Here is a 26453-nt window from a genome sequence, read left to right as displayed (position 1 = left end):
GGGTCGCCGACGAGGCCGCGCGGCGGACGGTGCGCGGCCGGTAACGTGGCGCCGTGACCACCGAGACCCCCGTGCCCACGGCGAAGCGGGTACCCAGCGAGCGCACCCACCACGGCGACACCGTCGTCGACGAGTACGCCTGGCTCACCGCCAAGGACGACCCGGAGACGATCGCCTACCTGACCGCCGAGAACGCGTACACCGAGGCCCGGACGGCGCATCTCGAAGGGCTGCGCGCCGACCTGTTCGAGGAGATCCGCCGGCGCACCCAGGAGACCGACCTGTCGGTGCCCAGCCGCAAGGGCGGCTACTGGTACTACACCCGCACGGTCGAGGGCCAGCAGTACGGCGTGCAGTGCCGCCGGGCGATCCGCGACGGCGAGACCGAGCCGCCGGTCAGCGTGGACGGCGCTCCGCTCGACGGCGAGGAGGTGCTGCTCGACGGCAACGTGCTCGCCGAGGGGCACGACTTCTTCGCGCTCGGCGCGTTCGACGTCAGCCCCGACGGGCGGTGGCTGGCCTACTCCACGGACTTCTCCGGCGACGAGCGGTTCACGCTGCGGGTCAAGGACCTCACCACCGGCGAGCTGCTGCCCGACGAGGTGCCCGACTCGTTCTACGGCACCGCCTGGTCCACCGACGCCTCGGTGCTGTTCTACGTGACGGTGGACGAGACGTGGCGTCCCAACCGGGTCTGGCGGCACACCCTGGGCACCGCGTCCAGCGAGGACACGGTGGTCTACCAGGAGGACGACGAACGGTTCTGGGTCGGCGTGGAGCTGAGCCGCTCGGAGCGGTTCATCCTCATCGACGTGCACAGCAAGATCACCAGCGAGGTGCTGGTGATCCCGGCCGGCAACCCGACCGGCGCACCGGCGTCCGTGGCGCCCCGCCGGCAGGGCGTGGAATACACCGTCGAGCACCATGGGCACCGCTTCCTGATCCTGCACAACGACGGCGCGGAGGACTTCGCGCTGGCCTACACCTCGGCGGACGCGCCGGGCGACTGGGTGCCGCTGATCGAGCACTCGCCCGGCACCCGGCTGGAGGCGGTCGACGCCTTCGCCGACCACCTGGTCGTCTCGCTGCGCACCAACGGGCTGACCGGCCTACGGGTGCTGCCCGTCGGCGGCGGCGACGCGTACGACATCGACTTCCCGGAGCCGCTCTACAGTGTCGGCCTCCAGGGCAACCCGGAGTACCGCACCAGGCAGATCCGGCTGGGCTACACCTCGCTGGTCACGCCCGACTCGGTCTACGACTACGACCTGGTCACCCGGCAGATGGTGCTGCGCCGACAGAAGCCGGTGCAGCCGGGGCCGGACGGGCGGGCGTACGACCCGGCCGACTACGAGCAGCACCGCGACTGGGCGCTCGCCGACGACGGGACCCGGGTGCCGATCTCGCTGGTCTGCCGGGCCGACACCCCGCGGGACGGCTCCGCCCCGTGCGTGATCTACGGCTACGGCTCGTACGAGGCGAGCATGGACCCGTGGTTCTCCGTCGCCCGGCTCTCCCTGCTGGACCGGGGCGTCATCTTCGCCGTCGCGCACGTCCGGGGCGGCGGGGAGCTGGGCCGAGGCTGGTACGAACAGGGCAAGCTGCTGGCCAAGAAGAACACCTTCACCGACTTCGTCGCCTGCGCGCGGCACCTGGTCGAGGCGGGCTGGACGACGAGCGACCGGCTCGTCGCCCGGGGCGCCTCGGCGGGCGGGCTGCTGATGGGCGCGGTCGCCAACATCGCCCCGGACGCGTTCGCCGGGATCGTCGCGCAGGTGCCCTTCGTGGACGCGCTCACCTCGATCCTCGACCCGTCGTTGCCGCTGACCGTCACCGAGTGGGAGGAGTGGGGCAACCCGCTGGCCGACCCTGAGGTCTACGCGTACATGAAGTCCTACACGCCCTACGAGAACGTGCGGGCGGTGGACTACCCGGCGATCCTCGCGGTGACCAGCCTCAACGACACCCGGGTGCTCTACCACGAGCCGGCGAGGTGGGTCGCCCGGCTGCGGGCGGTCGCCCCGCAGGGCGAATACCTGCTCAAGACCGAGATGGGCGCCGGCCACGGCGGCCCCAGCGGCCGTTACGACTCCTGGCGCGAGGAGGCGTTCGTCAACGCCTGGATCCTCGACCGCCTCGGCCGCGCCTGAGCGGGGCGTTAGGAAGGGCCCCTTGTTATCGGATCCTGTATAGGAAGGGGCCCTTCCTTACAAGTTCAGCCGAGGATGCCGGCCAGCACCGCCGGGTCGACGTTGCCGCCGGTGACCACCGCGACCGTACGACCCGGCGGCAGCTCGCCGGCGTGGAACAGCCGGGCGGCCACGGCCACCGCGCCGCTGGGCTCCACCACCAGGCGGGCGTCGAGGACCAGCCGGCCCATCGCGGCCCGGATCTCCTCCTCGGTCACCGTGACGATGCGGTCGAGCCGGGCCCGCAGGTGGGCGAGGGTCAGCTCGGACGGCGGCAGGCGCAGCCCGTCGGCCATCGTCCGGTAGGTGCGTTCCTCGCCCCAGACCACCACCGAGCCGGCCGCCAGCGAGTCCCGGGCGTCGGCGGCGAGTTCCGGCTCGACGCCGATCACCGTCGCCGCCGGGCGCAACGCGGTGACGGCGGTCGCGACGCCGGAGGAGAGCCCACCGCCGCCCACGGGCACCAGCACCACGTCGACGTCGGGCAGGTCCTCGACGATCTCCAGCCCGACCGTGCCCTGCCCGGCGACGATCCGCCGGTCGTCGAAGGGCGGGACCAGCACCGCGCCCGTCGTGGCGGCGATCCGCTCCGCCTCCGGGCCGCGTCGCGGGGGCGGCACCAGCAGCACCTCGACGCCCAGCGCCCGGATCCGGTCCACCTTCGCCGCCGGGGCGCCCTCGGGCACCACGATCCGGCACGGCACGCAGGCCGCCCGGGCCGCGTACGCCAGGGCCAGGCCGTGGTTGCCCGAGGAGTGGGTGACCACGCCGCGTGCCCGCTCCTCGGGCGTCAGCCGGGCGACCGCGTGGGTCGCGCCGCGCAGCTTGAAGGACCCTACCGGTTGCAGGCTCTCCGGCTTGAGCCACAGCTCCGCGTCCCATCCGGTCCGCAGCAACGGGGTACGCAGCACGGTGCCCGCGAGGTCGGCGGCGGCGGTACGGACGTCGGTGATCGAGACCAGCTCCATCGCCCCATCCTGCCCGAGCCGGGGGGATGCCGACCGTACCGTGTCGTTCCGGCAGAGACGGCGGGAACGGCAGAGACGGCGGGAACGGCCACCTAGACTGCCGGGGTGACCGGGGGCGACGGGGTGGACGACGACGAGCCGGCCGGGGACGGACCGGCGCCGGGCTGGCGGGCGGCGGCGCGCGACCGGCGCGTCTGGGCGATCCTCGCGGTGGTCGCGTTCCTGCTGGTGTGCTGCTGTTCCGCCGCCGCCGGGACGCTGCTCGCGCTCTCCGCCGGCCTGTTCGCCGCCTGATGCGGCCCGGCGCCGGCCAACGGCCCGCCGCCGCCGGAGGACGGCGGGCTCAGGTCGCCCGCAGCTCCTCCACGGCCGTGCCCGCGCGCAGGAAGAGCAGGCCGACGCCGACCGTCACCAGCACCGCCGCCAGGGCGCCGGCCCCGAGCATCGCGAGCTGCTCCAGGGGCACGCCGATCGGCACGGTCACCTCCGGCATCGTCACGACCCGGATGTAGCGCTCCCGGGTCGCGGGGTCGGCGCAGAGCTGCGCGGTGGCGTCGCAGACCTCGTCGTAGTGCAGGGCGGTCGGCGCACGGAAGAGCCCCCGGGCCAGCAGCAGGCCCACGGTTAGGGCCACGGCCACCGCCGGCACGGCCGGGGCCAGCGACTGCCAGGCGACGGAGCGGCCGAGCGCGGGTCGGGGCACCCCGGTCGCCACCAGGGCCGCGTACGTCCGCCGCCGGGCGGTGATCCCCTCCACCACCGCGACGACCAGCCCGCCCGCGGCGACCAGCATGGCCACCGCCACCGCCAGGTCGACCAGGTCCATGGTCCGCAGGTAGAAGTCGCCGCCGGCCAGTCCGGCGCCGGTCCGCCGGCTCAGCTCGTCCGCCGCGACGAAGTACTCCCGGAGCCCGGCCGCGCCCGCGCCGAGGAGCACCGCCGCCAGCAGTGCGGCGAAGGTGCGGCTGCCCGCCCACGGGTCGGCCATCAGCCGGCGGGCGGCGAGCAGCGCGGCCGGCCCCCGGGCGTGGCGGTGCAGCAGCCGGCCGGCGGTCCAGGAGATCCAGCCGGTGCCGACGACCACCCCGATCATGGCGGCCAGCCCGCCGGCGACCAGCAGTACCGGCACCAGCCACGACGGCACGTCGGAGTCGCGCCGGCCGTACCAACTGGTGACGGGTTCGACGGCGACGAAGGCGGTCAGCCCGGCGACGATGAGGACGCCCGCCCAGGGCCGGGGGCCGCGTTCCCGGCGGTGCGTACGCAGCACGCCGAACGGAGTAGTGGTCACCCGGCGCAGCATCAGCGCGGTGGCCAGCGCCGCCACGACCGGCAGCCCCGCCAGCACGGCCGCCAGCACGCCCGGGGCGGGCAGCACGTCGGTGGGGAGGGCGAGCCGGCCTTCGGCGTCGGGACGGTCCCACAGCTCCCGGCCGGCGAAGTGGACCGACGCGCCGGCCAGCGTGCCGAGCAGGCTCGCCAGGCCGGTCTCCAGCACGGCGATCCCGGTGACCTGGCCCGGAGTGGCGCCGGCCAGCCGGAACGCGGCCAGCCGGCGGTCCCGCGCCGGGGCCCCGAGCCGGGCGCACTGCCCGGCCAGCGCCAGCACGGGGATCATGAGCAGCAGCAGGGCGAAGGCGGTGCCACCGCGCAGCCCCGGCTCGACGAGCAGCTGGTTGGAGTAGTGCTCAGACCAGCGGTTGGCGTTGCCGTCGGTGGCGGGTGGGGTGGGGATCGCCAGGACGGTGAGCGCGGCCAGGGCGGCGAGGGTGGCCAGGGCGGCGCTGATCGCGGTCAGCACCACCCGGGCGGTGTCCGTGCGGGTGCCGGCCAGGGCGAGGCGGACCACGGTCGACGGCCTCACCGGCGCCCGCCCGGCAGCGGCGTGTCGAGGCCGAGCCCGGTGTGGTCGACCATGCCGTCGCGGAGGATGACCTCGCGGTCGGCGTACGCGGCGATCTGCGGCTCGTGGGTGACCAGGACGACCGTGGTCCGCTGCTCGCGGGCGAGCCGGACGAGCTGGGTGAGCACCTGCTCGCCGGTGAGCGTGTCCAGCGCGCCGGTCGGTTCGTCGGCGAAGAGCACCCTGGGCTCGGTGACCAGGGCCCGCGCCATGGCGCAGCGCTGCTGCTGCCCGCCGGACATCTCGCCCGGCCGGGTGTCGGCCAGCTCGGCCACGCCGAGGCGGTCCATCCACGACAGGGCAGCCGTCCGCGCCGCTCGCCGCCCGGTGCCGGCGAGGAGCAGCGGAAGGGCGACGTTCTCGGCGGCGGTCAGCTCGGCGACGAGCTGCCCGAACTGGAGGAGCACCCCGAACTCGGTGCGCCGCAGCCGGGACCGCGCCGCCTCGGACCAGGTGTCGATCCGGTGCCCGTTCCAGCTCACCTCGCCGGCGTCCGGGCGCAGGATGCCGGCGAGGCAGTGCAGCAGGGTGGACTTGCCACAGCCGCTCGGGCCGGTGACGGCGACGATCTCCCCTTCGGTGACGTCGAGGGTGACGCCGCGCAGCGCGGGTGTGCGCCCGTAGGCCTTGACCACGCCGCGAGCCTGAAGTTGCGTCACGAGTGCACCTCCCGGTGCCAGTCGGCGACGCGGTCCAGGGTGGTCCGCAGCCACCGCAGGTCCGCGTCGAGATGGGCGATGGCGAAGTCGGCCGCCACGATGTCGTCGAGGCTGGCCGAGGGCGCCGTCTTCACCGCGGTCAGCTCGCGCAGCCGCTCGGTGTGTGCCTGCCGCTGGGCGACGAGATAGTCGCGGGCCCGGTCCGCGTCGGCCACCAGCAGCGCCACGACCACCTTCGCGAAGAGGGTGCTGGCGACGTACGGCATCGGCGGCTCGACCTCGGCGAGCCACCGCTCCAGCGCGGCCCGGCCGTCGGCCGTCAGCGCGTACGCGGTGCGCTCCGGGCCACCCTCGCGTTCCTGCCCGGACGGTGCCACCAGGCCGTCGCGCTGCAACCGGCCGAGCGTCGAGTAGACCTGCCCGAACGCCAGTGGCCGGGCGCGGGGCAGGCGCTCGTCGTGGGCCCGCTTCAGCTCGTAGCCGTGCCGGCTGCCGGCGGCCAGCAGCCCGAGCAACACGTGCGGTGTGGACACGCCGCCACTATTCACCGGGTGAATAGTCGCTGTCAAGAAGGCCCGCGCGGCGGGGAATGCCACGCGGGCCCATGGTCAGGGTGTTGCGGACCGCGCCCTGGAACAGCGGACCGCCCGGGAGGTCGGGCTCAGCCGACCGCCGACCAGCCCGGGTCCCGGCCGGTCAGGGCGAGCAGGCGGTCCATCTCCGGAGCGTCCGACGACGACGTCCGCACCGGCGCCGCGAACACGCCCCGCTCCCGGGCCATCGGCCCCATCTGCTCGGTCAGGGCGTACAGCGGGGGCAGCACCTCGGGCGCGGGCCGGAACGGCTGCCCGGTGGCGACGGCCAGGTCCCAGGCGTGCACGGTCAGGTCCAGCAGCACCATGGTGCCGACCGTCTCCTGCGGCAGCCCCATCCCGGGCGACACCCCGTCCAGCGCGGCCGGATCCGACCACGCCTCGACCAGCTTCGCGGCCTCCGCCTCGAACCGGTCCCGCCAGCCCTCGGTCAGGTGGTCGGGCTTCTCCGCCCACTCGGGCTGCCGCTTGGCCGCGAGGGCCTGGAAGTTGACCACCACGGCGTAGAGGTGGTTGAGCAGGTCGCGCACCGCGTAGTCGCTGCACGGGGTCGGCAGGTCCAGCTGGTCGTCCGAGACCCCCCGGACCACCGCGACGGCACTGGGCGCGGCGACTGCCAGCAGATCACTCGTCTTTGTGGGCATGGGGGTCAGGGTACGAGGGCGGTTCCGGCCGAACGCGGCGGAGGGCGACCAGACGCCGGTCAGTTGCGGCGCAGGACGACCACGGCGACGTCGTCGTGGATCTCCGGCGGGGCCAGCTCGGCCAGGAGCCGCTCGCAGAACCGGTCCAGGTCGTCGTCGACCCAGGCGGCGGAGACGGCCAGGGCGGCCAGCCCGTCGTCGATCGTGGTGTCCCGCCGCTCGATCAGGCCGTCGGTGTAGAACACCAGCGTCGCCCCGGCCGGCAGCACGAACTCCAGGTCGGGCGGCCGTTGCGCGCGGACCCCGAGCAGCGGCGCCGATTGCTGCACGAACTCCACCTTGCCGTCCAGGCTGAGCAGCGGCGGCAGGTGACCGGCGCTGGCCAGCCGGACCCGCCCGCTGGGCGGATGCAGCAGCAGCACACAGATCGTGGCCAGCTCGTCGGGCAGCAGGGTGCGCATGAGTTCGTTGACCCGGTGCAGGATCTCGCCCGGCTGGTGCCCCTCCACCGCGTACGCCCGCACCGCGTGCCGCAGCTCGGCCATCACCGTCGCCGCGTGCAGCGAGTGGCCGGCCACGTCACCGATCGCCAGCAGCAGGTGGCCGTCGAGCATCACCAGCTCGTAGAAGTCGCCGCCCACCTCGGTCTGCGCGCTCGCCGGCTCGTAACGGACGGCCATGTCGAGCCCGTTGACCTGCGGTATCCGGCGCGGCAGCAGGCTGCGCTGGAGGGTCACCGCGATGCGGTGCTCCTCGTCGAAGGAGCGCTGCGCCTCCACCGCCGCCGCCACCGCCTGGGCGAGCTGCCGCAGCACGGGGGTACGCGCGGTCTGCGTGGCGGTGGGCACGACGACGTAGAGCGGCGCCCGGTCCTCGCGCAGCCGGGCGGCGGCGACCGTGACCGTGTCGTCCGCCGGCCAGTCGACCAGGCCCCAGGCTGCCGGCTCGTCCACCCGGACCGTCGTCCCGGTCGGCACCCCGGTGTCGTCGACGATCCAGGGGACGACCGTGGCCGGGTCACCGGGGCCGGCCACGATCCCGGCGAGACAGTCGCCGTCGAACGTCTCGGCGATCACGGCGGCCGGGCTCTTGAAGATCTGCGCGGCGCCGGCCGCCGCCGCCTCCAACAGCCGCGCGAAGTTCGGGGCGGAGTGCACCGCCACGGTGGTGTCGGCCAGCCCGAGCAGCCGTTCGGCGAGCAGTTCCGCGCGCTGCCGGGCCCGGTAGTAGCGCAGCACCGCGTGCGACGTGGCGACCAGTTCCTCCGGCTCGATCGGCTCGGCCAGGTACGCGTCCGCCCCCCGGGTCAGCCCCTGCGCCCGGTCCGCCACGTCCACCGCGTGCGCGGACACGTGGATCACCGGCATCGCCGGGTGCGCCGCCTTGATCCGTTCACAGACCTCGAACCCGTTGAGGTCGGGCAGCCGCACGTCGAGCACCACGAGGTCGATCGCGTCCACCCCGACCCGGGCCAGCGCCTCGCTGCCCGTCTCGGCCTCCAGCACGGCGAAGCCCGCCCGGGAGAGCCAGCTGACCAGGAGGTAGCGCTTGGTGGGGCTGTCGTCGACCACCAGCACCGTCGCCGGGCCACCCTCCACGGTCACGCTCCTCCCACGGGCAGGGTGACCGTGAACGTGCTGCCCCGGCCCGGCTCGCTGGACACCGCCAGGGCCCCGCCGAGCAGGGTCACCAGCCGCCGCGCGTACGGCAGGCCGAGGCCGGTGCCACCGATCCGGGTCGCGCCGGGGACCTGGTAGAACTCCTCGAAGATCCGCTCGTGCAGCTCCGGAGGGATACCCGCGCCGGTGTCGGACACGCTGAGCGACCACTGGTCGTCCCGCCGCTCCGCCCGCAGCCGCACCTCCCCGCGCTCGGTGAACTTGAGCCCGTTGTGCAGCAGGTTGCGCAGGACCTGGGCGAGCAGCACCTCGTCGGTACGCAGCGTCGCCGGAACGGGCGGCTCCTCCACCACCAGTTCGACGTCGGGCCGGGTGGCCAGGGCCCGCAGCGTGCCGCGCAACTGACCGAAGACCGGCCGCAGGTCGACCTCGCTCCAGTCGGGCTCGATCCGGCCCGACTCTGCCTTGGCCAGGTCGAGCAGCTCGTTGACCAGCGTGAGGAGGTCACCCGCCGACGAGCGGATCAGCCCGACCTGGCGGGCCTGCTCGGCGGTGAGCGGGTCGGAGGCGGAGTCGCCCAGTAGCCGGCCCAGCCCCATGATCGCGGTGACGGGTGCCCGCAGCTCGTGGCTGACGTTCGCCAGAAACCGGCTCTTCGACTCGCTCGCCGCGCGCAACTGGGCGGATTTCTCGTCCAGTTCGGCGTAGAGGGCCACCACGCCACGGTTGGTCTCCTCCAGCTCCTCGGTGAGCTGGTTGTAGAGCGCCACCACGCCACGGTTGGTCTCGGCCAGTTCCTCGTTCAGGACGGCCAGCTCGTCGCGCTGGCTGCGTACCTCGTCGAGGGCGGCGATCAGTTGCGCGTTCTGGGCGGCCAACTCGTCCAGGGCACTGCCCGGGGCATTCCGCTCGAGCTCGGACCGGAGCTCGGCGAGACGCTCGGGAGTCGACACCTCTGCGGTGGCCGGAACACGTCGGGACATCCTCACGACCGTATCCCCCTCGCCTGTCACCACGCCCAACTTGTCCACCAACCGCGCCACCGCGCCGGACTGCGGCTCGTACCGCCCGCCGGGCAGCGGACGCACCGGGAGGAGGTCCACCCGGAGGTGCCGCCTGCCGTCGGCGTCGTCGACGAGTACGAACGTCACCTGCGCCCCGCCGACCGAGTGCAGCAGGTCCCGGGCGACCTCGCTGAGCGCCGTGGCGATGCGTACCTGGTCCTGGTGCTCCAGCCCCACCGCGGCGGCGACCTCGCGGCCCCGCTGCCGCACGACGAAGATGTCGTGTTCGACCCGCAGAGCCATCGTCAGCAGGGGTACCCCGGCGGGTCCGGTCACGACCATCCCCGGACGACCAGGACGCACGCGTCGTCGCGACGCGTGCCGGCGTCGCGCAGCACCGTCGCGGCCACCACCAGGGGCGACCGGTCGACGAGACCGGGATAGTCGGCGAGCTGCCAGCGGTCGACCACCCCGTCACTGTGCATGACCAGCCGGGCGTCGGCCTCGAAGGGGTAGTCGTACTCCCGGACCGAGGGACGCTGGTGCCCGGCGATGCCGGGCAGCGAGACCAGGCCCCGCCGTCTGCCGTCGGCACCGATGACGGCGGCGGAGATGTTGCCCAGCCCCGAGTAGCGCAGCGTCCCGGCCGACGGGTCCGGCTCGGCCACGGCCAGCGCCGCGCCCCGGGTGTGCGACATCGAGCGGTGCAGGTGCGCCACGACCGCCGACGGCGTGCCCACCGGCGCCCTGCGGAACGCGTCGAGCGCGGCGTCGGTGGCGGCGGAGGCGAGCGGCCCGTGCCCCAGGCCGTCGCAGACCAGCACCTGGTGCCGGCCCTCGACGACCCGCCACGCGTACCCGTCGCCGCTGACCGACTCCCCGGCCAGCGGCCGGCTGAGCGCCCCGACCCAGGGTCGCTCGTGCCCGCCGTCGCGGTTCGGCCAGATCTGGACGGCGAGGACCGTGCCGCGCTCCGCCCGGGAGTAGCCGTCGAACCAGCTGGCCTGCCGGGCGATCGCGCCGAGGCCGATGCCGAGCGTCCCGGCGGTGGAGTGCCCGTCCTGCGAGGAGGCGGTGAGGTCGGCCATCCCTGGCCCGGCGTCGATGGCGATCAGCTCCACGCCGGCCTCCCCGTCGCGCCGCACCGGCCGCAGCAGCAGGACACCGTCGTCGGCGTGTTTGACCAGGTTGCTGGTCAGCTCGGCGGCGACGATGGCCAGGTCGGCGGTGCGGGCGGCGTCCAGGTCGAGCTGGGCGGCGAGCCGTTCGGCGGCCCGCCGCACCGTGCTGGCCGCGCTGCCGCTCTCGACCCGGAACCAGATTCCGCGGTCGGGGACCGCGTCGTCGTTCACCGGGACCACTTGGTGACCGTGATCCGGGTCCCCTCACCGACGGCGGTCTGGATGTCGAACTCGTCGACCAGCCGGCGTGCGCCGCTGAGCCCGAGGCCGAGCCCGCCGCCGGTGGTGTAGCCGTCGGTCAGCGCCAGGTCGAGGTCGACGATGCCCGGGCCGGAGTCGGCGAAGACGATCCGTACGCCCCGCCGCCGGCCGTTGTCCACCGTGGCCACCTCGACCATGCCGCCGCCGCCGTACACCAGGGTGTTGCGGGCCAGCTCGCTCGCCGCGGTGACGACCTTGGTCTGGTCGACCAGCGAGAGCTTGACGGCCACCGACACCGTACGCACCAACTGCCGGACCCGCACCACGTCCTCGTCGCTGCGGATCGCCTGCGCCTGCGGCTGGCCCAGGTCGACTCCGGCGGTCATGACGACGCCGTCGTCTCGGTGTCCGGTTCGTCCTCGAACGCGAGCTCGCGCTCGTCGGCGTGGGCCGCCGCGATCAGTTCCATGCCCCGCTCGACGTTGAGCGCCGTCCGGATGCCGTTGAGCGACAGGCCCAGCTCGACCAGGGTGATGGCGACGGCGGGACGCATCCCGACCACGACCGTCTCCGCGTCGAGCACCTTGGAGATCGAGGCGATGGTCGACAGCATCCGCCCGACGAAGGAGTCGACGATGTCCAGGGCGGTGATGTCGATGATCACGCCGTGGCAGCCGGTGGCGACGATCCGCTCCGCGAGGTCGTCCTGGAGCTGGACCGCCGTCTGGTCGGACATGTCGACCTGGATGGAGACCAGCAGGATGTCACCGATCTTGAGGATCGGCACCCGTTCCATCAGGCCTCCCGGCGCTGGCGGCGGCCGGTCTCGACCCCGGTGAGCCGGAGCACGTGCCGCAACGCGTCGGCGAGGCTGGCCTTGGTGGCGATGTCGCCGAACTCGATGCCCAGGGCCACGATGGTCTGGGCGATCTGCGGCCGGATGCCGGAGATGATGCAGTCGGCGCCCATCAGCCGGGCGGCCACCACGGTCTTGAGGATGTGCTGGGCGACCTGGGTGTCCACCGCCGGTACGCCGGTGATGTCGATGATCGCGTAGGGCGAACCGGTGTCGACCAGGGTCTGCAGCAGCCGCTCCATCACCACCTGGGCCCGGGCCGAGTCGAGGGTGCCGACCAGCGGCACGGCGACCACGCCCTCCCAGAGCTTGACCACGGGGGTGGACAGCTCCAGCAGCTGCTCCGCCTGGTCGGCGATGAGGCTCTCGCGGGTACGCACGAAGCTCTCGAAGGTGAACAGACCCATCTGGTCGATCAGCCCGGAGAAGGCGACGTAGTCGCGGAGCGTGTGTGGGCCGTCCTCGTCCTCCATCAACTCCAGCAGCACCTCCTTCAGCGCGAACACGCTGACGGCGGTCTCGGAGGCGGAGAAGCCCTGCCGGGCGCGCCCCCGGGACAGCTCGGAGAGCACGGCGCGCAGCTCCGTGGCCTGCTCGGAGTCGAGGTCGACGGCGCCCTGCTCACCGGCGGTGATCATGCTAGAGTGCAGCTCCTGCACCTGCCGGCGCAGCTCGCCCTGGCTGAGCCGCCCGCGCAGGGACGCGGCGACGATCTCCGTCCAGCGCTGCATGACCCGCTCGGCGTGACCGGTCAGCAGGCCGGCCAGCCGGTTGCCTTCCTCCGTGCTCAACGCCATGGTGAACCCCCTTCGACCTCGACGGCGGACTCTATCACCGGAGGCCGGAGCGCTAGTTGCCGCAGGGCAAACGAATGAGCGCGGCCACCGGATACCGGCTCCCGTTCTGCGTACCACCCCGATCGTGGGATACCGTTTCCCCGATAACAGGAGGTCTGGCGAATGTCCTTGACGGTGCATACGGAACAGCGCGGCGACGTCGTCGTCGTGTCGGTCGCGGGCGAGCTGGACATGGCGACAGCACCGCAGTTGCAGGACCAGATCACCGACCTGCTCGACAAGGGCCGTAGCCGCCTCGTCTTCGACCTGGCGAACGTCTCGTTCTGCGACTCCACCGGGCTGTCGGTGTTCGTCCGGGCCAAGAACAGCTGCGACGAGGCGGGCGGCGTGGTGCGCCTGGCCGCTCCGCAGCGGGGCGTGCTCCGCATCCTCGAGGTGAGCGGTCTCGTCGAGGTGCTGCACACCTACCCGACGGTCGACCAGGCCGTGGCCGGCGATCCGACGCCGGCCTCCTCCTGACGGTCCCCCCTCACGCCTCGTCCTCGATGTGTCGGGGACGGGCGATCACCATGCCCGCTCCGGTCTGCACGGCGAGCGCCGCCAACAGGAACCCGATCGGGACGGTCCACCCGCCGGTCGTGCCGTAGAGGATGCCCACCAGCAGTGGCCCCAGCGCGGCGATGAGGTAGCCGACGCTCTGGCTGAACGCGGAGAGCGCCACGGTCCCCTCGGCGGTCCGCGCGCGTAGCCCGATGGTGGCCAGGATCATCGGGAAGGCACTCTGCCCGACCGCGAGCAGCACCACCCAGAGCAGCGCCCCGTCGTGCGGCGCGACGGCCATCCCGACGTAGGCGAGGGCCATCGCGGCGGAGAGCGTGAGCACCAGCGGGTGCAGGGTGCGCAGCCGCCCGGCCAGGGTCGGCATCAGCAGCGCGATCGGCACGCCCAGTGCGGTCACGCCGGCGAGCAGCAGGCCCGCGTCCTGCGGCCGGTAGCCGGCGTCGCGGAAGAGCTGGGCCAGCCAGCCCATGATCGCGTAGGCGCCCAGCGACTGCGTCCCGAAGTAGACCGCCATCGCCCACCCGAGCCGGGTCCGCCCCGGCCGGATCCGCCGGGGGCGGGGCGCCACCGCCGCCGGGGTCGCCGCCCGTCGGGCCGCGCGCGCCCGCAGCGCCAGCGGCACCCACGGGAGTACGGCCACCAGGGCCAGCCCGGCCCAGACGGCGAGCCCGGCCCGCCAGGTGCCGAAGAGGTGCGCCACGGGCACCGCCGCCGCGGCGGCCACCGTCGCGCCCACCGTCAACGTCATCGAGTACGCCCCGGTGACCAGCCCGATGCGGTGCGGGAAGTACTGCTTGACCAGGAGCGGCAGCAGGACGTTGGCCACCGCGATCCCGGCGAGCGCCAGGGCGCTGCCGGCGATGAAGACCAGCGCGGAGCCCGTGCCGACCCGGACGAGCTGCCCCGCGGCGAGGATCAGCATCGCCACCACCAGCACGCGGGCCGGGGAGTGTCGCCGGACCAGCCGGGGGGTGAGCGACCCGAAGACGGCGAAGGCCACCGCGGGCAGGGTGGTCACGACCCCGGCCAGCGCACCGGAGAGGGCCAGGCCGCCGCGTACCTCGTCGAGCAGGGCGCCGAGGCTGGTGATCGCGGCCCGCAGGTTGAGCGCCACCAGCAGCATGCCGACGAGCACGAGCAGCCCACCGGCGACCGGGCCGGCCGGCGCGGGGGTGGGGCCGACAGCACCGGCGGCGGGGGCCGTCACATCCGCCGGTGCGGGCACGTCGTGGGGCCCGGCGATCGTCTCCCGCGCGGAACGCGGCGGGGTTCCGGCGCCGACGGCGGCGGTGGTTGGCGGGGTCATGCGTCCGAACCTACAATCATGGGATGAATTCCGGGCGGGTGTTGTAACCAGTGCCACCGTCGGTAGATTCCGCCGCCGCGCCGCCCCGGGGGCACCGGGTGCGGCAGACCATCGCGCAGCTCAGGGCGCGGATCCTCGGGGGCGAGTGGCCGGTCGGTGGGCGGATCCCCACCGAGCCGCAACTGGTCGCCGCGCTCGGCGTGGGACGCAACACGGTCCGCGAGGCGGTGCGGGCGCTGGTGCACGCCGGGGTGCTGGAGTGCCGGCAGGGCTCCGGGACGTACGTGGTGTCGACCGACGAGCTGGCCCCGGTGGTGGCCCGCCGGCTCACCGCCGACCGGATGGCCGAGGTGGTCGAGGTGCGCCGCGCCTTCGAGGTGGAGGCCGCCCGGCTCGCCGCGCTACGGCGTACGGCCGAGGACCTGGCGGCCCTGGACGGCGCGCTCGCCGCCCGCGAGGCGGCCTGGCGCGACGGCCGGTTCGACGAGTTCGTGGTGGCCGACGCGGCGCTGCACACCGCCGTGGTCGCGGCGGCGCACAACGGCATGCTCGCCGAGCTGTACGCCTCGGTCGGCACGGCGCTGCACAGCACGATCGCCCAGTCGATGGGCGGCGCGCTGGAGCCGGAGCGCTACGCCGACCACTCCCGGCTGGTGGAGGCGATCCGGGCCGGCGACCCGGACCGCGCGGCGATCGAGGCCGGCGCTTTTCTGGAGCCCGCACCCGGGGCATAGGTTGTGCCGGACGGAAGACCGGACACCTCGGGAGTACGGATGCTCAAGGGCTTCAAAGACTTCATCATGCGCGGAAACGTCGTCGACCTGGCGGTCGGTGTCGTCATCGGCGCCGCGTTCACGGGCGTGGTCACCCAGCTCACCAAGTCGTTCCTGGAACCGCTGATCCGGGTCTTCGTGCTGCTCATCACCGGCAGCGACAAGGGGCTGGCCGGCACCGCGCCGACGTTCCGCGGCATCGCCTTCGACTGGATCGCGTTCGTCAACGCGCTGATCACCTTCCTGCTGACGGCGGCGGCGCTGTACTTCCTCGTGGTGTTTCCGATGAACAGGCTGGCGGAGCGGCGCAGGCGGGGCGAGGAGCCGCCGCCGAAGGCGCCGAGTGAGGAGGTCAAGCTGCTCACCGAGATCCGCGACGCCCTGGTCGCCGCCGGCCACACCACCCCCGGGCAGCAGCGCGGCGCGCTCGACGACGTGCTCGGCCGCCGGGAGGAACCGCCCACCGGGCGCTGAACCCGACGCACGCACAGCGGCCCCTGCGGGAATCCCGCAGGGGCCGCAGCTTTTCGTACGCCTGTTCGATAGAGTCCCGCCATGGAACAGCGGAGGCACTGGTGGAACGGGAAATGGGGACGACTGGCCCGGCGCGACGTCTTCCTCAGGGTGGACGGCGACCGGTGGCACGTCGAGCAGCGCGCCGGCGGCTCCGAGGGCGTCTCCCGCTTCTACGAGCACGACACCGCCGACGAGGCCGAGGAGACGGTCCGGGCGCTGCTCCAGGGCACCGACACCTGGCGCGAACTCTCCCCCCGCCCCCCGACCGCCTGGTCCCCGTAACCGTGAGGAGGCCCCCGACGAGATCTTGGACAGTTGCCGTTCGGACCGGGCTGTTCGGACCGGGCGACAACTGTCCAAGATCTCGACGATGGTTTAGCCGGAGCGGGGGCCGGGAACCGCGCCAGGATGGAGCAGCAGGGCACCGAGCGGCAGGGGACAGTTTCCCGGGTGACCACGGGCATGCGGGTGATCGACGTCGACGGCACCGAGTTCGGCACCGTCGACCTCGTCCAGCGGGGCGACCCGAACGCGGTGACCGTACAGGCCCCGACCGTCGACCCGGGCAGCAGCCTGGACGAGCTGATCGAGTCGACGGCCGTCGAGGAGCCGGACGTGCCGGCCGACCTGGCGGCCCGGCTGCTGCACAGCGGCTACCTGAAGGTCTCCACCGACCTCGTGCGCACGGGCGCGGTCTACGTGCTCGCCGAGCAGATCGCCGCCGTCACCGACGACCAGGTACGCCTCGACGTCCCGGCCCGCCACCTGCCACCTGAGGAGTGAGCGCCGGTTCGGCCGCATCCGGTCCCGGCGGTGCGGTCGCTGGTCCGGGTGCCGACCCGGGCGCGGCCGGCCCGTCGGAGCGGTGGCGGAAGAGCAGGAGCATCACCCCGCCGGCGACCAGGCCCCAGAACGCGCCGCCCACGCCGAGCAGGGTCACCCCGGAGGCGGTCACCACGAAGGTGACCACCGCGGCCTCCCGGGCCGCCGGCTCCGCCAGCGCCGAGGTGAGCGCGGTGGCCAGCGCGCCGAGCAGCGCCAGCCCGGCGACCGCCTCGATCAGCACCGGCGGGGCCAGCGCGACCAGCGCGGTGGCCGCCCCGGCGCCCAGCCCCAGCAGGGCGAGCCCGATCCCGGCGGTGACCGAGGCGATCCAGCGACGGTCCGGGTCCGGGTGGGCGTCCGGGCCGGCGGCCAGCGCGGCGGTGATCGCGGCCAGGTTGACCGCGTGCCCGCCGGCGGACGCCGCGACCACGGTGGTCAGCCCCGTGGCGCGCAGCGCGGCGCCGAAGGGCGGCCGGTAGCCGTAACCGACCAGCACCGCCATCCCCGGTACGTTCTGCGCGGCCATGGTGACCAGGAAGAGCGGCAACGCCAGGCCGATCATCGCGGAGACGTTCCAGGCCGGGGCGGTCAGTTCGAGCACGGGCAGCAGCCGCGCGCCACCGAGCCCGGAGACCGGGGTGGTCAGCGCGATCGCCGCCACCGCGACGACCAGCGCGCCCGGCACCGCCCACCGGCGGGCGAAACGGTGCAGCAGCAGCCAGGCGAGCACCACGGGGACGGCCAGCCGGGGCACTTCGACCAGCGCGCGGACGGGAGCCGTGCAGAGCGGCAGCAGGACCCCGGCGAGCATCGCGCCCGCGACCGGCCGGGGGATCGCCGCGACGGCCCGCCCGAGCGCGGGGAACAGCCCGGCGGCCACGATCAGCGCGCCCGAGACCAGGAACGCCCCGACGGCGACGGGCCATCCGCCGGGCACCGCGCCCGTGGCGACCAGCAGCGCCGCGCCCGGGGTGGACCAGGCGACGCTCATCGGGATCCGGTGCCGCAGGCCCAGCCACACGGCGGAGACCCCGGAGGCCACGCACACCGCCAGCAGCCCGGAGGCGGCCTGCGCGTCCGACGCGCCGACGGCCCGCAGGCCGGCCAGCACCACCGTGAACGAACTGGCGAACCCGACCAGCGCGGTCACCACGCCTGCCAGCACCGGTTGCGACCGTCCCGCCATCCCGCCTCCCCCGACTGTTCCGTTTACGGAACAATGACCTGTAGCACCATAGCGGGGTGCCGCAGACGTCACCAGTCCACCGATCGGCCCCCGACCCGGGCGCCGAGGCCGTCGGTCGCCGGGTCCGCGCCCTGCGCGAGGAACGGGGGATGTCGCTGTCCACCCTCGCCCGGCTCGCCGGGGTGGGAAAGGCGACCCTCTCCGGCCTGGAGAACGGCACCCGCAACCCGACCCTGGAGACGCTCTACGCGATCACCGCGCAGCTCGGCGTACCGCTGACGGCCGTGCTCTCCGGCCCGGCCTCCGGACCGACCGTCCGCGGCGCTGCGGTCAGCGCCATCCTGCTGGAGGTCTTCGAGGACACCGACGCCACCTACGAGCTGTACCGGATGCTGGTCGCCCCCGGCCCCGAGCAGCTCTCCCCCGCGCACCAGCGGGGCGTCACCGAGCACGTCACCGTCTTCTCGGGCGTGCTGCGCGCCGGCCCGGTCGACGCGCCGCTGACCGCCACGGCCGGCGGGCACCTGCGCTGGACCTCGGACGTGCCGCACGTCTACGCCGCCGTCGGCGACGAGGCGGTCGCCGCCAGCCTCCTGCTCCGCTACCCCCGCCCCTGAGGAACCCCAGGTCACGATGCCCGGCCGCCGCCCCTGAGCGGGCTCAGCCGTCGACCGGCGTCGGCACCGGCAGCCGCCGCTGCACCGCCCAGATCGCCGCCTCGGTACGCGACGCCGACCCGGTCTTGCGCAGCAGGTTCGACACGTGCACGGTGACCGTCCGCACCGAGATGCCGAGGGCCCGCGCCGCCTGCTTGTTGGACATCCCGGCGACCAGGCAGCCCAGCACCTCGATCTCCCGCCCGGTCAGCTCGGCGTCGACCGGGTCGGCGGGCCGTCGCGGCGCCACCCTCAGTGGGCGCGGGACTGGCGGTGGCCGCAGCAGCTCCTCCGGCCCCCGGCCGGCGTGGGCGGCGAGCAGCTCCGTCAGCGCGTACGGGTTGCCGCCGGTGCGCTGCCAGACGGCGCGCACCAGCCGGCCGGACGGGCGCGGGTCCGCGTACACCTGGGTCAGCACCTCGGCGACCTCGGCCGGGAGCAGCGGTCCGAGGTGTTGGCGGACGGCGCCCCGGACGCCGCAGAGCCGGGCCAGGGCGCGGACCGCGAGGTCCGGCGCGACGGCGTCCTCGGCGGGGCGGCTCGCCACCACCAACAGCGCCGGCAGATCGGCGGCGGTCGCCAGCTCGCCCACCAGGTTCAGGCTGGCCGGGTCGAGGGCGTGCAGGTCCTCCACCACCAGCACGGCCGGGCCGGCACCGACGAGCAGCCGGACGACCCGCACCGCGACCCGGAGCAGGGTGCCCGGCGCGTAGCGCTCGCGCGGGGCGGTGGGCTGCTGGGCGAGCCAGGCCAGCGCGTCGCGCGGCACGTCGAGCCGGCTCGTGTCCCGGCCCGTGAGGACGGCGGCCAGCCAGTCGTACGGGGCGGGACCGTGCACCCGGGCGGCGCCGGAGAGCACCACCGCCGGCCGGGGGGCGAACCCCTCCAGGGCGGCCGCGACCAGCAGGGACTTGCCCACCCCGGCGGCACCGGTGAGCACCGCCACGGCCGGCGCGGGCCGCCGGGAGGCGGCCACCGTGGACCACGCCCGGTCGAGCTCGGCCAGCTCACCGGCACGCCCGACCATGGACACCGGCATCATTCCCCAACCCTACGCAGTAGTGCGTAGAGACGGCGGCAGGGTGTTCTTGGCAAGCTTGACCCCATGACGCTGATCCTCCGCTCGGCCATCATCAACGACATCGGCCTGGTCCGCACCAACAACGAGGACTCCGCCCTCGCCGGTGACCGCCTCGTCGCGGTCGCGGACGGCATGGGCGGCCTGCCCGCGGGCGAGGTGGCGAGCGAGATCGTCATCCGAATCCTGGACGAGCTGAACCCGCCGACCACCCCCGACGAGGCGGCCGGAGCGCTGCGGGCCGTGGTGAGCACCGCGAACCGGCGCATCCACGCCGCCATCACGGTCGACCCGGCGCGCGACGGCATGGGTACGACGCTGACCGCCGCCCTGCTCGCCGGGGACGCGCTGGTGCTGGCCCAGGTGGGTGACTCCCGCTGCTACCTGCTGCGCGACGGGGAGCTGACCCAGCTCACCCGCGACGACACCTTCGTGCAGGCGCTGGTCGACCAGGGGGCGCTCTCGCCCGAGCAGGCGCGACACCACCCGCAGCGGTCCCTGGTGACCCGGGCGGTGCAGGGCTCGGACACGCCCCCGGCGATCGGGGTGCTCACGGTGGTCGCCGGCGACCGGCTGCTGCTGTGCAGCGACGGGCTCTCCGACTACGTCGAGGACGGCACGATCGCCGCCGCGCTGAGCACGTACGGCGACCGCCACCAGTGCGGCGAGCAGCTCGTCAAGCTCGCCCACCAGGCCGGCGCACCGGACAACGTGACCGTCGTGGTCTCGGACGTCGTCGCCCTCTGAACCGACCGTGGTCGACGCGCGCCGCCCCGCCACCGGCGATTGCGGTTGCGGGGAGCGCCGGGCCGGGATGGGATGGGCGGATGACCGTCCGCCGGGTGAACGCCGAGGAAAGACTGTCCACCAGCTTCGCGCTCGGCGCGTACGCCTTCGAGGCCTCCCCTCGCAGCGCGGCCCGGGCGGAGGAGTTCCGCGGCTACCTGCCCTACAACGAGGGCAACAGGACGCTGGTCGTCGAGGAGGGCCGCGTCGCGCTCGCCGCCGCCTCGGCGATCCCGATGCGGCAGAACCTGCGCGGCGAGGTGCTGCCGATGGCCGGTGTCGCCGGGGTCGCCACCCATCCGCTGGCCCGCCGGCGCGGGCACGTGCGCACCCTGCTGCACCGCCTCCTCGACGAGATGCGCGACGAGGGGCACCAGCTCAGCGCGCTCTACCCGTTCCGGCCGTCGTTCTACGCCCGGTTCGGCTACGTGGGGCTGCCGAAGCCGCGTACGGTCACGTTCTCGCCCGCCGACCTGGGCGAGCTGCTCGGCGCCGACCTGCCGGGCGAGGTGCGCTGGCAACGGATCGGCGAGGGCTACCAGGACTGGCGCACGTTCACCGAGCGGTGCCTGGGCGAGCGACACGGCTTCGCGATCTTCCCCGGCTACCGGGACGTGGGGTTGCGCGACCGCGACGAGCACTGGCTGCTGACGGCCCGCACGGGTGGCACGGTCACCGGCGCGGTGATCTACCGGATCGACGACCACGGCGGCACGCTCGCCGCCGGCGACCTGCTCGCCGCCGATCCGGTCGCGCGGGCGCTGCTGTTGCAGTTCTTCGGCCGGCACGTCGACCAGGTGGAGCGGGTCACCGTCCAGGTGCCCGTCGACGAGGTGCCGGAGCTGTGGCTGACCGACCTGGCCGTGCACGTCGAGGCGCGGGTGACCCGGCCGGGTACCTCCGCGCCGATGGCCCGGCTGCTGTCCGTCGACGCGTTGGCCGGGCTGCCCGTCGGGCCGGGCCGGGTGCGGGTGGAGCTGACCGGGGACCGGTGGCTGGCCGGGTCGTACCTGCTGGACGGCACGACCGGCACGCTGGAGCTGGTCACCGGCGCCGCCGCCACCGCCGGCTCGCCGCCGACCAGCACGCTGACCGCCGCCGGCATCTCCGCCCTGGCGTACGGGGTGCTGGACCCGGTGGAGGTGGGCCTGCGCGGGCTGGGCGACGTGTCGCCGGAGGCGGCGGCGGAGCTGCGCCGCCTCTTCCCCCGCCAACACCCGTACCTCTTCGCCGACTTCTGACCCCCGCCCCTCGCTCGGGCGGCGTGGTCAGTAGGGGTTGCCGTGGCCGGCGGGGCGACCGCGCAGCAGGGCGGCGGGGCGGCCCGGGAGGTCGCCGGCCGCCGACATCGGCGGGCTGGCGGTGTGCGCGCCGTCGGCCATGCCGGCGAAGAGCTCCCGCAGCGCGCTGAGCGCGTCGTGGCGCGGGTGCCAGCCCAGCTCGGTCTCGGCGCGCTCGCTCGACATCAGCGGCACGTGCAGCGCCAGGTCCACCCAGCCGGCGTCGACCGGTTGCAGCCGCGCCCGCCAGGTCAGCGCGGCGGCGGCGCGCAGCACCGGGGCGGCGACGGGCACCGTCCAGCCGTGGAAGTGCCGGGCCACCAGCTCCGGGGTCAGCACCGGGTCCGCGGCGACGTTGAACGCGCCGCGCGCGTCACCCAGTGCCGCCCGGGCGTACGCGTCGGCCACGTCGTCGGTGTGCACCGCCTGCATCCGCAGCCGCCGGTTCGTCGGCACCAGCGGGATCCGGCCGAAGCGCAGCAGCCGGACGGGCGCGAACGGACCGAGGAAGTAGCGGGTGATCTCGGTGGCCGCCGCCCGCTGGAAGTTCAGGCCGGGCCGCAGCCGCACCACCCGCAGCCCCGGGTGCTCCCGCTCCGCCCGGTCGAGCAGCGCCTCCACCTCGACCTTGTCCCGGCTGTACGACGAGCCGGGCACCCCGGTCGCCGGCCAGCGCTCGGAGACCGGGTGGTCCTTCGGGCCGGACGCGTACACGCCGACCGACGACGCGAACACCAGGGCCGGCACGCCGGCGCGCACCACGGCGTCGATCACGGCCGCGCTGCCGCCCACGTTGGTCCGGTGCAGCACCCGCTGGTCGTGGCTGGGCTGGATCTGCCAGGCCAGGTGCACCACCGCGTCGGCCCCGGCGAAGACCTCGGCGAGCTGGTCGGCGGCACCGGGCAGGCCGACGTCGCAGGAGTGCCACTCCACCTGGTCGTACGGCTCGCCGCAGTCCGGCCCGGGCAGCCGGCGCGCCACCCCGGCGAGATCCACTCCGCGTTCCCGCCGCAGCCGGCGCAACAGGGCGGTGCCCGCGTTGCCGGTCGCCCCCACCACCACGATCCGCATGCCCCTCCCGTACCCGGTCAGCCGCGGGTCAATCGCGCTGCGTGTCGACTGTCAGGGCTGGATGTCAGGGCTGGATGTCAGGGCTGGATGTCAGGGCTGGATGTCAGGGCTGGATGTCAGGGCTGTTTGTCAGGGCCGGGGCGAGTGGCGGACCCAGTTCCTCTGACCGCCCCGGCGCCGACCGTCCGAGGCGGCCAGGCAGCGCGGGCAGATCCGGCCGACCGGGTCCGCCTCGGTGAGCACGTCCGTGGAGTCGTACGCGAACCGCACGTGCGGGAAGCGGCGCAGCCGGGTCCGGCTGAGCGGAAGCCCGCAGACGGTCTGGTTCTGCCCCGGCAGCCAACCGTGCACCTCGCCGGCCGGCTCCCGTACGCCGTCGGGGCCCGTCTCCTCGCTGGAGGCCGCCACGGCCGGGGTGCTGCTCATCCTCATGCGGGTACGGTTCCCCACGCCGACCCGCCCATGCCTGCCGCTCCTGCGGCGACGACGGCACGGCTGTCCCACCTGGCACCGCTCGGCCGGACCGATCGCACCGCTCGGCCGGACCGGTCGCGCCGGGGTCGTCCCGCAGGGCTCGCGGTGGTGACGTCAGCAGGGCCGGGTCAGCCGGTCGGCGGTCAGCCGTGCCGGTCAGGCGGTCGGCGGTCAGCCGTGCCGGGTCAGGAGAGCGGCGATCAGGCAGGCGAACGCGGCCACCGAGGAGATCGTGCGGACGAGGTTCCCGCGCACCCAGGTCGCCTCGAACCAGGCCCGCACCTCGCCCAGGTCGGCAATCCGGTCCACCGGGCCGGCGGCCTCCAGCCGGTTGTTGAGCGGCACGTTGAGACCGACGGTGACGCCGAAGGTGACCAGGTGGCAGGCCAGCGCGGCGACGGTCCAGAGCAGGACCGGCCCGCCCCGGGTGAAGTGCGTGGCGACGGCTGCGGCGAGCAGCGGCAGCGCGCCGAGGAAGGCACTCAGGAACCAGCCGTTGAGGATCTTCCGGTTGATCGACTGCATCGTGCCGACCAGCGTCCGGTCGTCGGTGGCGGCCAGCCCCGGCATCACCGCGCAGGTGAACGCGAAGAACAGCCCCGCCACCAGCCCGGTCGTCAGGGTCGCCCCGAACAGGACGGCGGTACGGATGGCCTCGATCATCGGTGGTCCTCCCCCGTCGTCCTCCCACCAGTCAACCGGACGGCACCCCTCCCTCCATGACCGCCCCGCGCCCTGATTTCCGCATCGCCGCCCCCTCGCGGTCGTCGCGGTCTGCCGGCTCCGCCCACGGCGGGAAAGCCGAGAGTCGCAACCGGCCGCCTTCCGGTAACCTGAGCGCGCGGGCCGCTAGCTCAATGGCAGAGCTGTGGACTTTTAATCCATAGGTTCAGGGTTCGAGTCCCTGGCGGCCCACCGACCGCACCATTGTGCGAACCGGTGGTTCTTCTGAGGTGCCCCCGTCCTTTTCGGGCGGGGGCATTGTCGTGTCGGTGGGGATCTTGAACACGGGTACGACTCCCTGGTCGGTGAGTTGGACTTTGGCGATGAGGGTCTCGATGGCGGCTTTGCGTTCGGTGGCGGTGCCACTGGTCATGATGGTGCTGAGGTGGTCACGGATGCGGGCGACGGTGCCGGGCGGCGGGGGCGCGGGCTGGACCGTCAGACCGGCGTCGAGTTCGGTGTGCCGGGCCTGGAGTTGGGCCAGCCGTTGGCGGAGTTCCCGGATGCGGGGCCCGGCGGTGGCGTCGTCCATGGTGCCGTTCTCGAACGCCGTGTGGTAGCGGTCGATCGCGTTCTCGGTGGTGGTGATCTGGTTGGCGGTGGCGGTGAGTTCGGCTCGTCGGTCGTCGGTGGTGGTGTCGTGTTGAGCGTGGGCGCGTTCGATCATGGCGGCGAGGACGGGTTCGGCGGTGGTGTAGAAGTCGAGTAGGGCTTTCAGGATCATCTGGTCGAGGTCGTCGGCGGGGAGCCGGGGGGCGGTGCAGGTGGCGTGCTTGCCGTAGCGGGTGCGGGTGAAACAGGTGTAGTAGCGGTAGCGGCGAGTCCGGCCCTTGGCGGACGTGCCGATGTAGCGCTGTCCGCACCGCGGACATGTCAGTAGGCCGGTGAGGTAGTAGTCCGAGTCGGACATCGCCCGCTGTGTTTGGACGTCACCACGCGCGGAGGCGATGTCCTGGGCACGGCGGAAGGTGTCCCGATCGATGAGCGCCGGGTGGGCGTCGGGGACATAGACGTCGCGGTAGGCGATGTCCCCGAGGTAGGCGGGGTTGTCCAGGATCCGGTTGATGGTGTGTCCGGACCACTTCTTGCCGGTGCGGTTCGGGACGCCACGGGCGTTGAGGTCGGTGGCGATGGCGCGGGTGCCGAGTCGGTCGCGGGTGTAGAGGCGGAAGATGTCGCGCAGGATGGGTGCTTCGTCGGGGTTGGGGACGAGACGTTGGGTGTCGGGGTTGACGAGGTAGCCGTAGGGGCGGGTGCCGCCGGCCCATTGGCCTTTGCTGGCTTTTGCGGTCATGCCGCTTTTCACTCGGTCGATGATCATGTTTCGTTCGTATTCGGCGAAGACGGCGAGGAATTGCAGCATCATGCGGCCGACTGCGCCGCCGGTGTCGACGGGTTCGGTGGCGGATGCGACGCGGACGTTGGCGGCGTCGAGGGTGGCGGCGAGGTCGACGAAGTGGGCGAGGCTGCGGCTGAATCGGTCGACTCGGTAGACGAGGAGGACGTCGTAGAGGCCGGCTTTCGCCGCGTCGAGTGCTTTCTTGAGGCCGGGGCGTTCGGTGGTGGCGCCGGAGGCGTCGTCTTCGAATTCGCAGACGATGACCCAGCCGGGGTTGTTGTCGACGTACCGTCGCAGGGCGGTGCGTTGGGCGAGGAGGCTGAAGGGTTGGTGTTCGTCGTCGGTGGAGCGTCGGATGTAGATGCACACCCGGCACGGTCCGGTCGACGTGTCCGGCTGGGTGGTGGTGGGGGCGCGTCGGCCGCGCCGCTTAGGTGGGCTGGTGGGGGTGGGCTTGCCTGCCATGAGGTGGTTCCTCCGTGCGGGGGTGGGGCGGGGTCGGCCGGCGGCGGCCCACGCCCAAGTGGGCTGCCGCCGACGTTGGGCGAGGGGGTTCAGGCGGCGAGGTCGGGGTGCTCGCGCCAGAAGTGGTTGAGCAGGACGGCGAGGGCTTCGGCGGCGTTGTCGAGGTCTTTTGCGGTCATGGGAATGGTGTCGACACGTGCGATACGCATCGGAATCGTCGTTCCCCCTTCGTTGGTGGGGATGTGTTTCGCACCGCCGTTATTGGCGGCGGTACCGGGATGCGGTTCGTCAGGATAGCTCCGGACGGCGTTTTCGTCGTCATACGGCGCGGTGGCCACGGTCCTCCGAAAAGCGTGTGCAGCTGCGGGGGTCGGAGTCCTTGGTTCATGTGGTTTCCTTTCCTGCGCGGATTCGCGCGATCGATCCGATTGATGCGGAAGAGGCGACTCGTGACGGGTCGCTCTGCCTTGCGTGAGGGGCGGGGACGATACCTCGGCGCGCTGTCACCGGGAGGCGATGCGGACTGTCAGCGACTCACGGAAACTCACACAGGGCGCCAGAGAGCGGCTGACAGTTTCGAAGCGTTGCTGTCACGGCGTGAGCAGAGGTATCGCCCGCACCCCGTCGGGCGGGAGAGGCGTGGCTGCGACTATCGCTGGCCGCGCTTTGCCGGCCGGAACGTGTCAAGGATTTGAGGCCAGCGGGAGTTATGCGGCCTGAGGTTCCGGCTCTGGCTTGTTGATCCACACGTGGTCGGGTAGATCGAGGATCTTCGGCAGGAGCCGGCTGGTGCCGAAGCG

29 protein-coding genes and 1 tRNA gene are annotated in these 26453 nt (G+C 73.6%); 11 read left to right on the top strand and 19 right to left on the bottom strand.

Annotation, left to right across the window (positions count from 1 at the left end):
- Window positions 1-53: 53 nt before the first annotated feature.
- The gene (locus KBX06_RS04975) at window positions 54-2150 is read left to right on the top strand and encodes a S9 family peptidase (RefSeq protein ID WP_210833000.1); all 2097 of its coding nucleotides are present in this window, start codon (window positions 54-56) and stop codon (window positions 2148-2150) included.
- Between the two features lie 65 nt (window positions 2151-2215).
- Here the strand turns inward: KBX06_RS04975 and KBX06_RS04970 are convergent, their stop codons facing one another.
- Window positions 2216-3157, bottom strand: coding sequence for a threonine/serine dehydratase (locus tag KBX06_RS04970; RefSeq protein ID WP_210832999.1), 942 nt, complete (start codon window positions 3155-3157; stop codon window positions 2216-2218).
- 105 nt (window positions 3158-3262) lie between these two features.
- On the opposite strand from KBX06_RS04970, the gene KBX06_RS04965 reads away from it, so the two are divergent.
- Window positions 3263-3451 carry a hypothetical protein gene (locus KBX06_RS04965; protein ID WP_210833335.1) on the top strand — a complete coding sequence of 63 codons (189 nt, stop codon included), beginning with the start codon at window positions 3263-3265 and terminating at the stop codon, window positions 3449-3451.
- Window positions 3452-3500: 49 nt separating this feature from the next.
- Here KBX06_RS04965 and KBX06_RS04960 read toward each other — a convergent pair whose 3' ends face one another.
- The 10 genes from KBX06_RS04960 to KBX06_RS04915 form a co-directional block, all read right to left on the bottom strand.
- Window positions 3501-5021 (bottom strand): FtsX-like permease family protein, encoded by a 1521-nt coding sequence (locus tag KBX06_RS04960; protein ID WP_210832998.1) that lies wholly within the window; start codon window positions 5019-5021, stop codon window positions 3501-3503.
- Window positions 5018-5719, bottom strand: coding sequence for an ABC transporter ATP-binding protein (locus KBX06_RS04955; RefSeq protein WP_210832997.1), 702 nt, complete (start codon window positions 5717-5719; stop codon window positions 5018-5020). The genes KBX06_RS04960 and KBX06_RS04955 overlap by 4 nt, the downstream gene beginning before the upstream one ends.
- Window positions 5716-6252 (bottom strand): PadR family transcriptional regulator, encoded by a 537-nt coding sequence (locus KBX06_RS04950; protein WP_210832996.1) that lies wholly within the window; start codon window positions 6250-6252, stop codon window positions 5716-5718. The genes KBX06_RS04955 and KBX06_RS04950 overlap by 4 nt, the downstream gene beginning before the upstream one ends.
- Window positions 6253-6380: 128 nt before the next feature.
- Entirely contained in the window at window positions 6381-6956 is a 576-nt protein-coding gene (locus tag KBX06_RS04945; protein ID WP_210832995.1) for a TIGR03086 family metal-binding protein, read from the bottom strand.
- Between the two features lie 59 nt (window positions 6957-7015).
- Window positions 7016-8554: a SpoIIE family protein phosphatase gene (locus KBX06_RS04940; protein WP_210832994.1), complete on the bottom strand. Its 1539-nt coding sequence runs from the start codon at window positions 8552-8554 to the stop codon at window positions 7016-7018.
- A gap of 2 nt (window positions 8555-8556) precedes the next feature.
- Window positions 8557-9921 (bottom strand): sensor histidine kinase, encoded by a 1365-nt coding sequence (locus tag KBX06_RS04935; RefSeq protein WP_247685257.1) that lies wholly within the window; start codon window positions 9919-9921, stop codon window positions 8557-8559.
- Window positions 9912-10940, bottom strand: coding sequence for a SpoIIE family protein phosphatase (locus tag KBX06_RS04930; protein WP_374225571.1), 1029 nt, complete (start codon window positions 10938-10940; stop codon window positions 9912-9914). Before KBX06_RS04930 ends, KBX06_RS04935 begins: the two co-directional genes overlap by 10 nt.
- The gene (locus KBX06_RS04925; protein WP_210832992.1) at window positions 10928-11347 is read right to left on the bottom strand and encodes an ATP-binding protein; all 420 of its coding nucleotides are present in this window, start codon (window positions 11345-11347) and stop codon (window positions 10928-10930) included. The genes KBX06_RS04930 and KBX06_RS04925 overlap by 13 nt, the downstream gene beginning before the upstream one ends.
- Window positions 11344-11757, bottom strand: coding sequence for an STAS domain-containing protein (locus tag KBX06_RS04920; protein ID WP_210832991.1), 414 nt, complete (start codon window positions 11755-11757; stop codon window positions 11344-11346). Before KBX06_RS04920 ends, KBX06_RS04925 begins: the two co-directional genes overlap by 4 nt.
- Window positions 11757-12614 carry an STAS domain-containing protein gene (locus KBX06_RS04915; protein ID WP_210832990.1) on the bottom strand — a complete coding sequence of 286 codons (858 nt, stop codon included), beginning with the start codon at window positions 12612-12614 and terminating at the stop codon, window positions 11757-11759. Before KBX06_RS04915 ends, KBX06_RS04920 begins: the two co-directional genes overlap by 1 nt.
- A gap of 162 nt (window positions 12615-12776) precedes the next feature.
- Here KBX06_RS04915 and KBX06_RS04910 point away from each other — a divergent pair, with 162 nt between their 5' ends.
- Window positions 12777-13133 (top strand): STAS domain-containing protein, encoded by a 357-nt coding sequence (locus KBX06_RS04910; protein WP_092381119.1) that lies wholly within the window; start codon window positions 12777-12779, stop codon window positions 13131-13133.
- A gap of 10 nt (window positions 13134-13143) precedes the next feature.
- Here KBX06_RS04910 and KBX06_RS04905 read toward each other — a convergent pair whose 3' ends face one another.
- A complete protein-coding gene (locus tag KBX06_RS04905) occupies window positions 13144-14481 on the bottom strand; it encodes an MFS transporter (protein ID WP_210832989.1) in 1338 nt (445 codons plus the stop codon).
- Between the two features lie 50 nt (window positions 14482-14531).
- Between KBX06_RS04905 and KBX06_RS04900 the strand changes: the two genes are divergently transcribed.
- From KBX06_RS04900 to KBX06_RS04885, 4 genes are all read left to right on the top strand, one after another.
- On the top strand, window positions 14532-15215 hold the full coding sequence (locus KBX06_RS04900; RefSeq protein WP_210832988.1) for a FadR/GntR family transcriptional regulator: 684 nt from the start codon (window positions 14532-14534) through the stop codon (window positions 15213-15215).
- Window positions 15216-15254: 39 nt separating this feature from the next.
- Window positions 15255-15728, top strand: coding sequence for a large conductance mechanosensitive channel protein MscL (gene mscL, locus KBX06_RS04895; RefSeq protein ID WP_210832987.1), 474 nt, complete (start codon window positions 15255-15257; stop codon window positions 15726-15728).
- A gap of 81 nt (window positions 15729-15809) precedes the next feature.
- Window positions 15810-16052, top strand: a complete 243-nt coding sequence (locus KBX06_RS04890) for a hypothetical protein (RefSeq protein WP_210832986.1) — start codon at window positions 15810-15812, stop codon at window positions 16050-16052.
- Between the two features lie 126 nt (window positions 16053-16178).
- Window positions 16179-16553: a hypothetical protein gene (locus KBX06_RS04885; RefSeq protein WP_210832985.1), complete on the top strand. Its 375-nt coding sequence runs from the start codon at window positions 16179-16181 to the stop codon at window positions 16551-16553.
- Here KBX06_RS04885 and KBX06_RS04880 read toward each other — a convergent pair.
- Window positions 16495-17781, bottom strand: coding sequence for a benzoate/H(+) symporter BenE family transporter (locus tag KBX06_RS04880; protein ID WP_210832984.1), 1287 nt, complete (start codon window positions 17779-17781; stop codon window positions 16495-16497). The genes KBX06_RS04885 and KBX06_RS04880 overlap by 59 nt on opposite strands.
- A gap of 149 nt (window positions 17782-17930) precedes the next feature.
- On the opposite strand from KBX06_RS04880, the gene KBX06_RS04875 reads away from it, so the two are divergent.
- Complete coding sequence (locus KBX06_RS04875; RefSeq protein WP_247685256.1) at window positions 17931-18398, top strand: helix-turn-helix domain-containing protein; 468 nt, start codon at window positions 17931-17933, stop codon at window positions 18396-18398.
- Window positions 18399-18441: 43 nt separating this feature from the next.
- Here KBX06_RS04875 and KBX06_RS04870 read toward each other — a convergent pair whose 3' ends face one another.
- Complete coding sequence (locus tag KBX06_RS04870; protein WP_210832982.1) at window positions 18442-19479, bottom strand: LuxR family transcriptional regulator; 1038 nt, start codon at window positions 19477-19479, stop codon at window positions 18442-18444.
- A gap of 63 nt (window positions 19480-19542) precedes the next feature.
- On the opposite strand from KBX06_RS04870, the gene KBX06_RS04865 reads away from it, so the two are divergent.
- Both KBX06_RS04865 and eis read left to right on the top strand, forming a co-directional pair.
- Window positions 19543-20262 carry a PP2C family serine/threonine-protein phosphatase gene (locus tag KBX06_RS04865; RefSeq protein WP_210832981.1) on the top strand — a complete coding sequence of 240 codons (720 nt, stop codon included), beginning with the start codon at window positions 19543-19545 and terminating at the stop codon, window positions 20260-20262.
- Window positions 20263-20342: 80 nt separating this feature from the next.
- Window positions 20343-21542 carry an enhanced intracellular survival protein Eis gene (gene eis / locus KBX06_RS04860; RefSeq protein ID WP_210832980.1) on the top strand — a complete coding sequence of 400 codons (1200 nt, stop codon included), beginning with the start codon at window positions 20343-20345 and terminating at the stop codon, window positions 21540-21542.
- 27 nt (window positions 21543-21569) lie between these two features.
- On the opposite strand, the gene KBX06_RS04855 is transcribed toward eis, so the two are convergent.
- The 3 genes from KBX06_RS04855 to KBX06_RS04845 form a co-directional block, all read right to left on the bottom strand.
- A complete protein-coding gene (locus KBX06_RS04855; RefSeq protein ID WP_210832979.1) occupies window positions 21570-22652 on the bottom strand; it encodes an NAD-dependent epimerase/dehydratase family protein in 1083 nt (360 codons plus the stop codon).
- A 129-nt stretch (window positions 22653-22781) separates the two neighbouring features.
- Window positions 22782-23078: a hypothetical protein gene (locus KBX06_RS04850; protein WP_247685255.1), complete on the bottom strand. Its 297-nt coding sequence runs from the start codon at window positions 23076-23078 to the stop codon at window positions 22782-22784.
- A 219-nt stretch (window positions 23079-23297) separates the two neighbouring features.
- Window positions 23298-23789 carry a DUF1772 domain-containing protein gene (locus KBX06_RS04845; protein ID WP_210832977.1) on the bottom strand — a complete coding sequence of 164 codons (492 nt, stop codon included), beginning with the start codon at window positions 23787-23789 and terminating at the stop codon, window positions 23298-23300.
- A gap of 180 nt (window positions 23790-23969) precedes the next feature.
- On the opposite strand from KBX06_RS04845, the gene KBX06_RS04840 reads away from it, so the two are divergent.
- Window positions 23970-24041: transfer RNA gene (locus tag KBX06_RS04840), tRNA-Lys, on the top strand.
- Here the strand turns inward: KBX06_RS04840 and KBX06_RS04835 are convergent.
- Together KBX06_RS04835 and KBX06_RS04830 are read right to left on the bottom strand one after the other, a co-directional pair.
- Window positions 24016-25653, bottom strand: a complete 1638-nt coding sequence (locus tag KBX06_RS04835) for a recombinase family protein (protein ID WP_210832976.1) — start codon at window positions 25651-25653, stop codon at window positions 24016-24018. The two genes, KBX06_RS04840 and KBX06_RS04835, sit on opposite strands and share 26 nt — an antisense overlap.
- An 89-nt stretch (window positions 25654-25742) precedes the next feature.
- Window positions 25743-25991: a hypothetical protein gene (locus KBX06_RS04830; RefSeq protein ID WP_210832975.1), complete on the bottom strand. Its 249-nt coding sequence runs from the start codon at window positions 25989-25991 to the stop codon at window positions 25743-25745.
- Window positions 25992-26453 lie beyond the last annotated feature (462 nt).

The organism is Micromonospora sp. C31 (genome assembly GCF_018070575.1).
Lineage (GTDB): Bacteria > Actinomycetota > Actinomycetes > Mycobacteriales > Micromonosporaceae > Micromonospora.
Note: the sequence above shows the minus strand (reverse complement) of the source record. Positions and strands in the feature narration are given on the sequence as shown.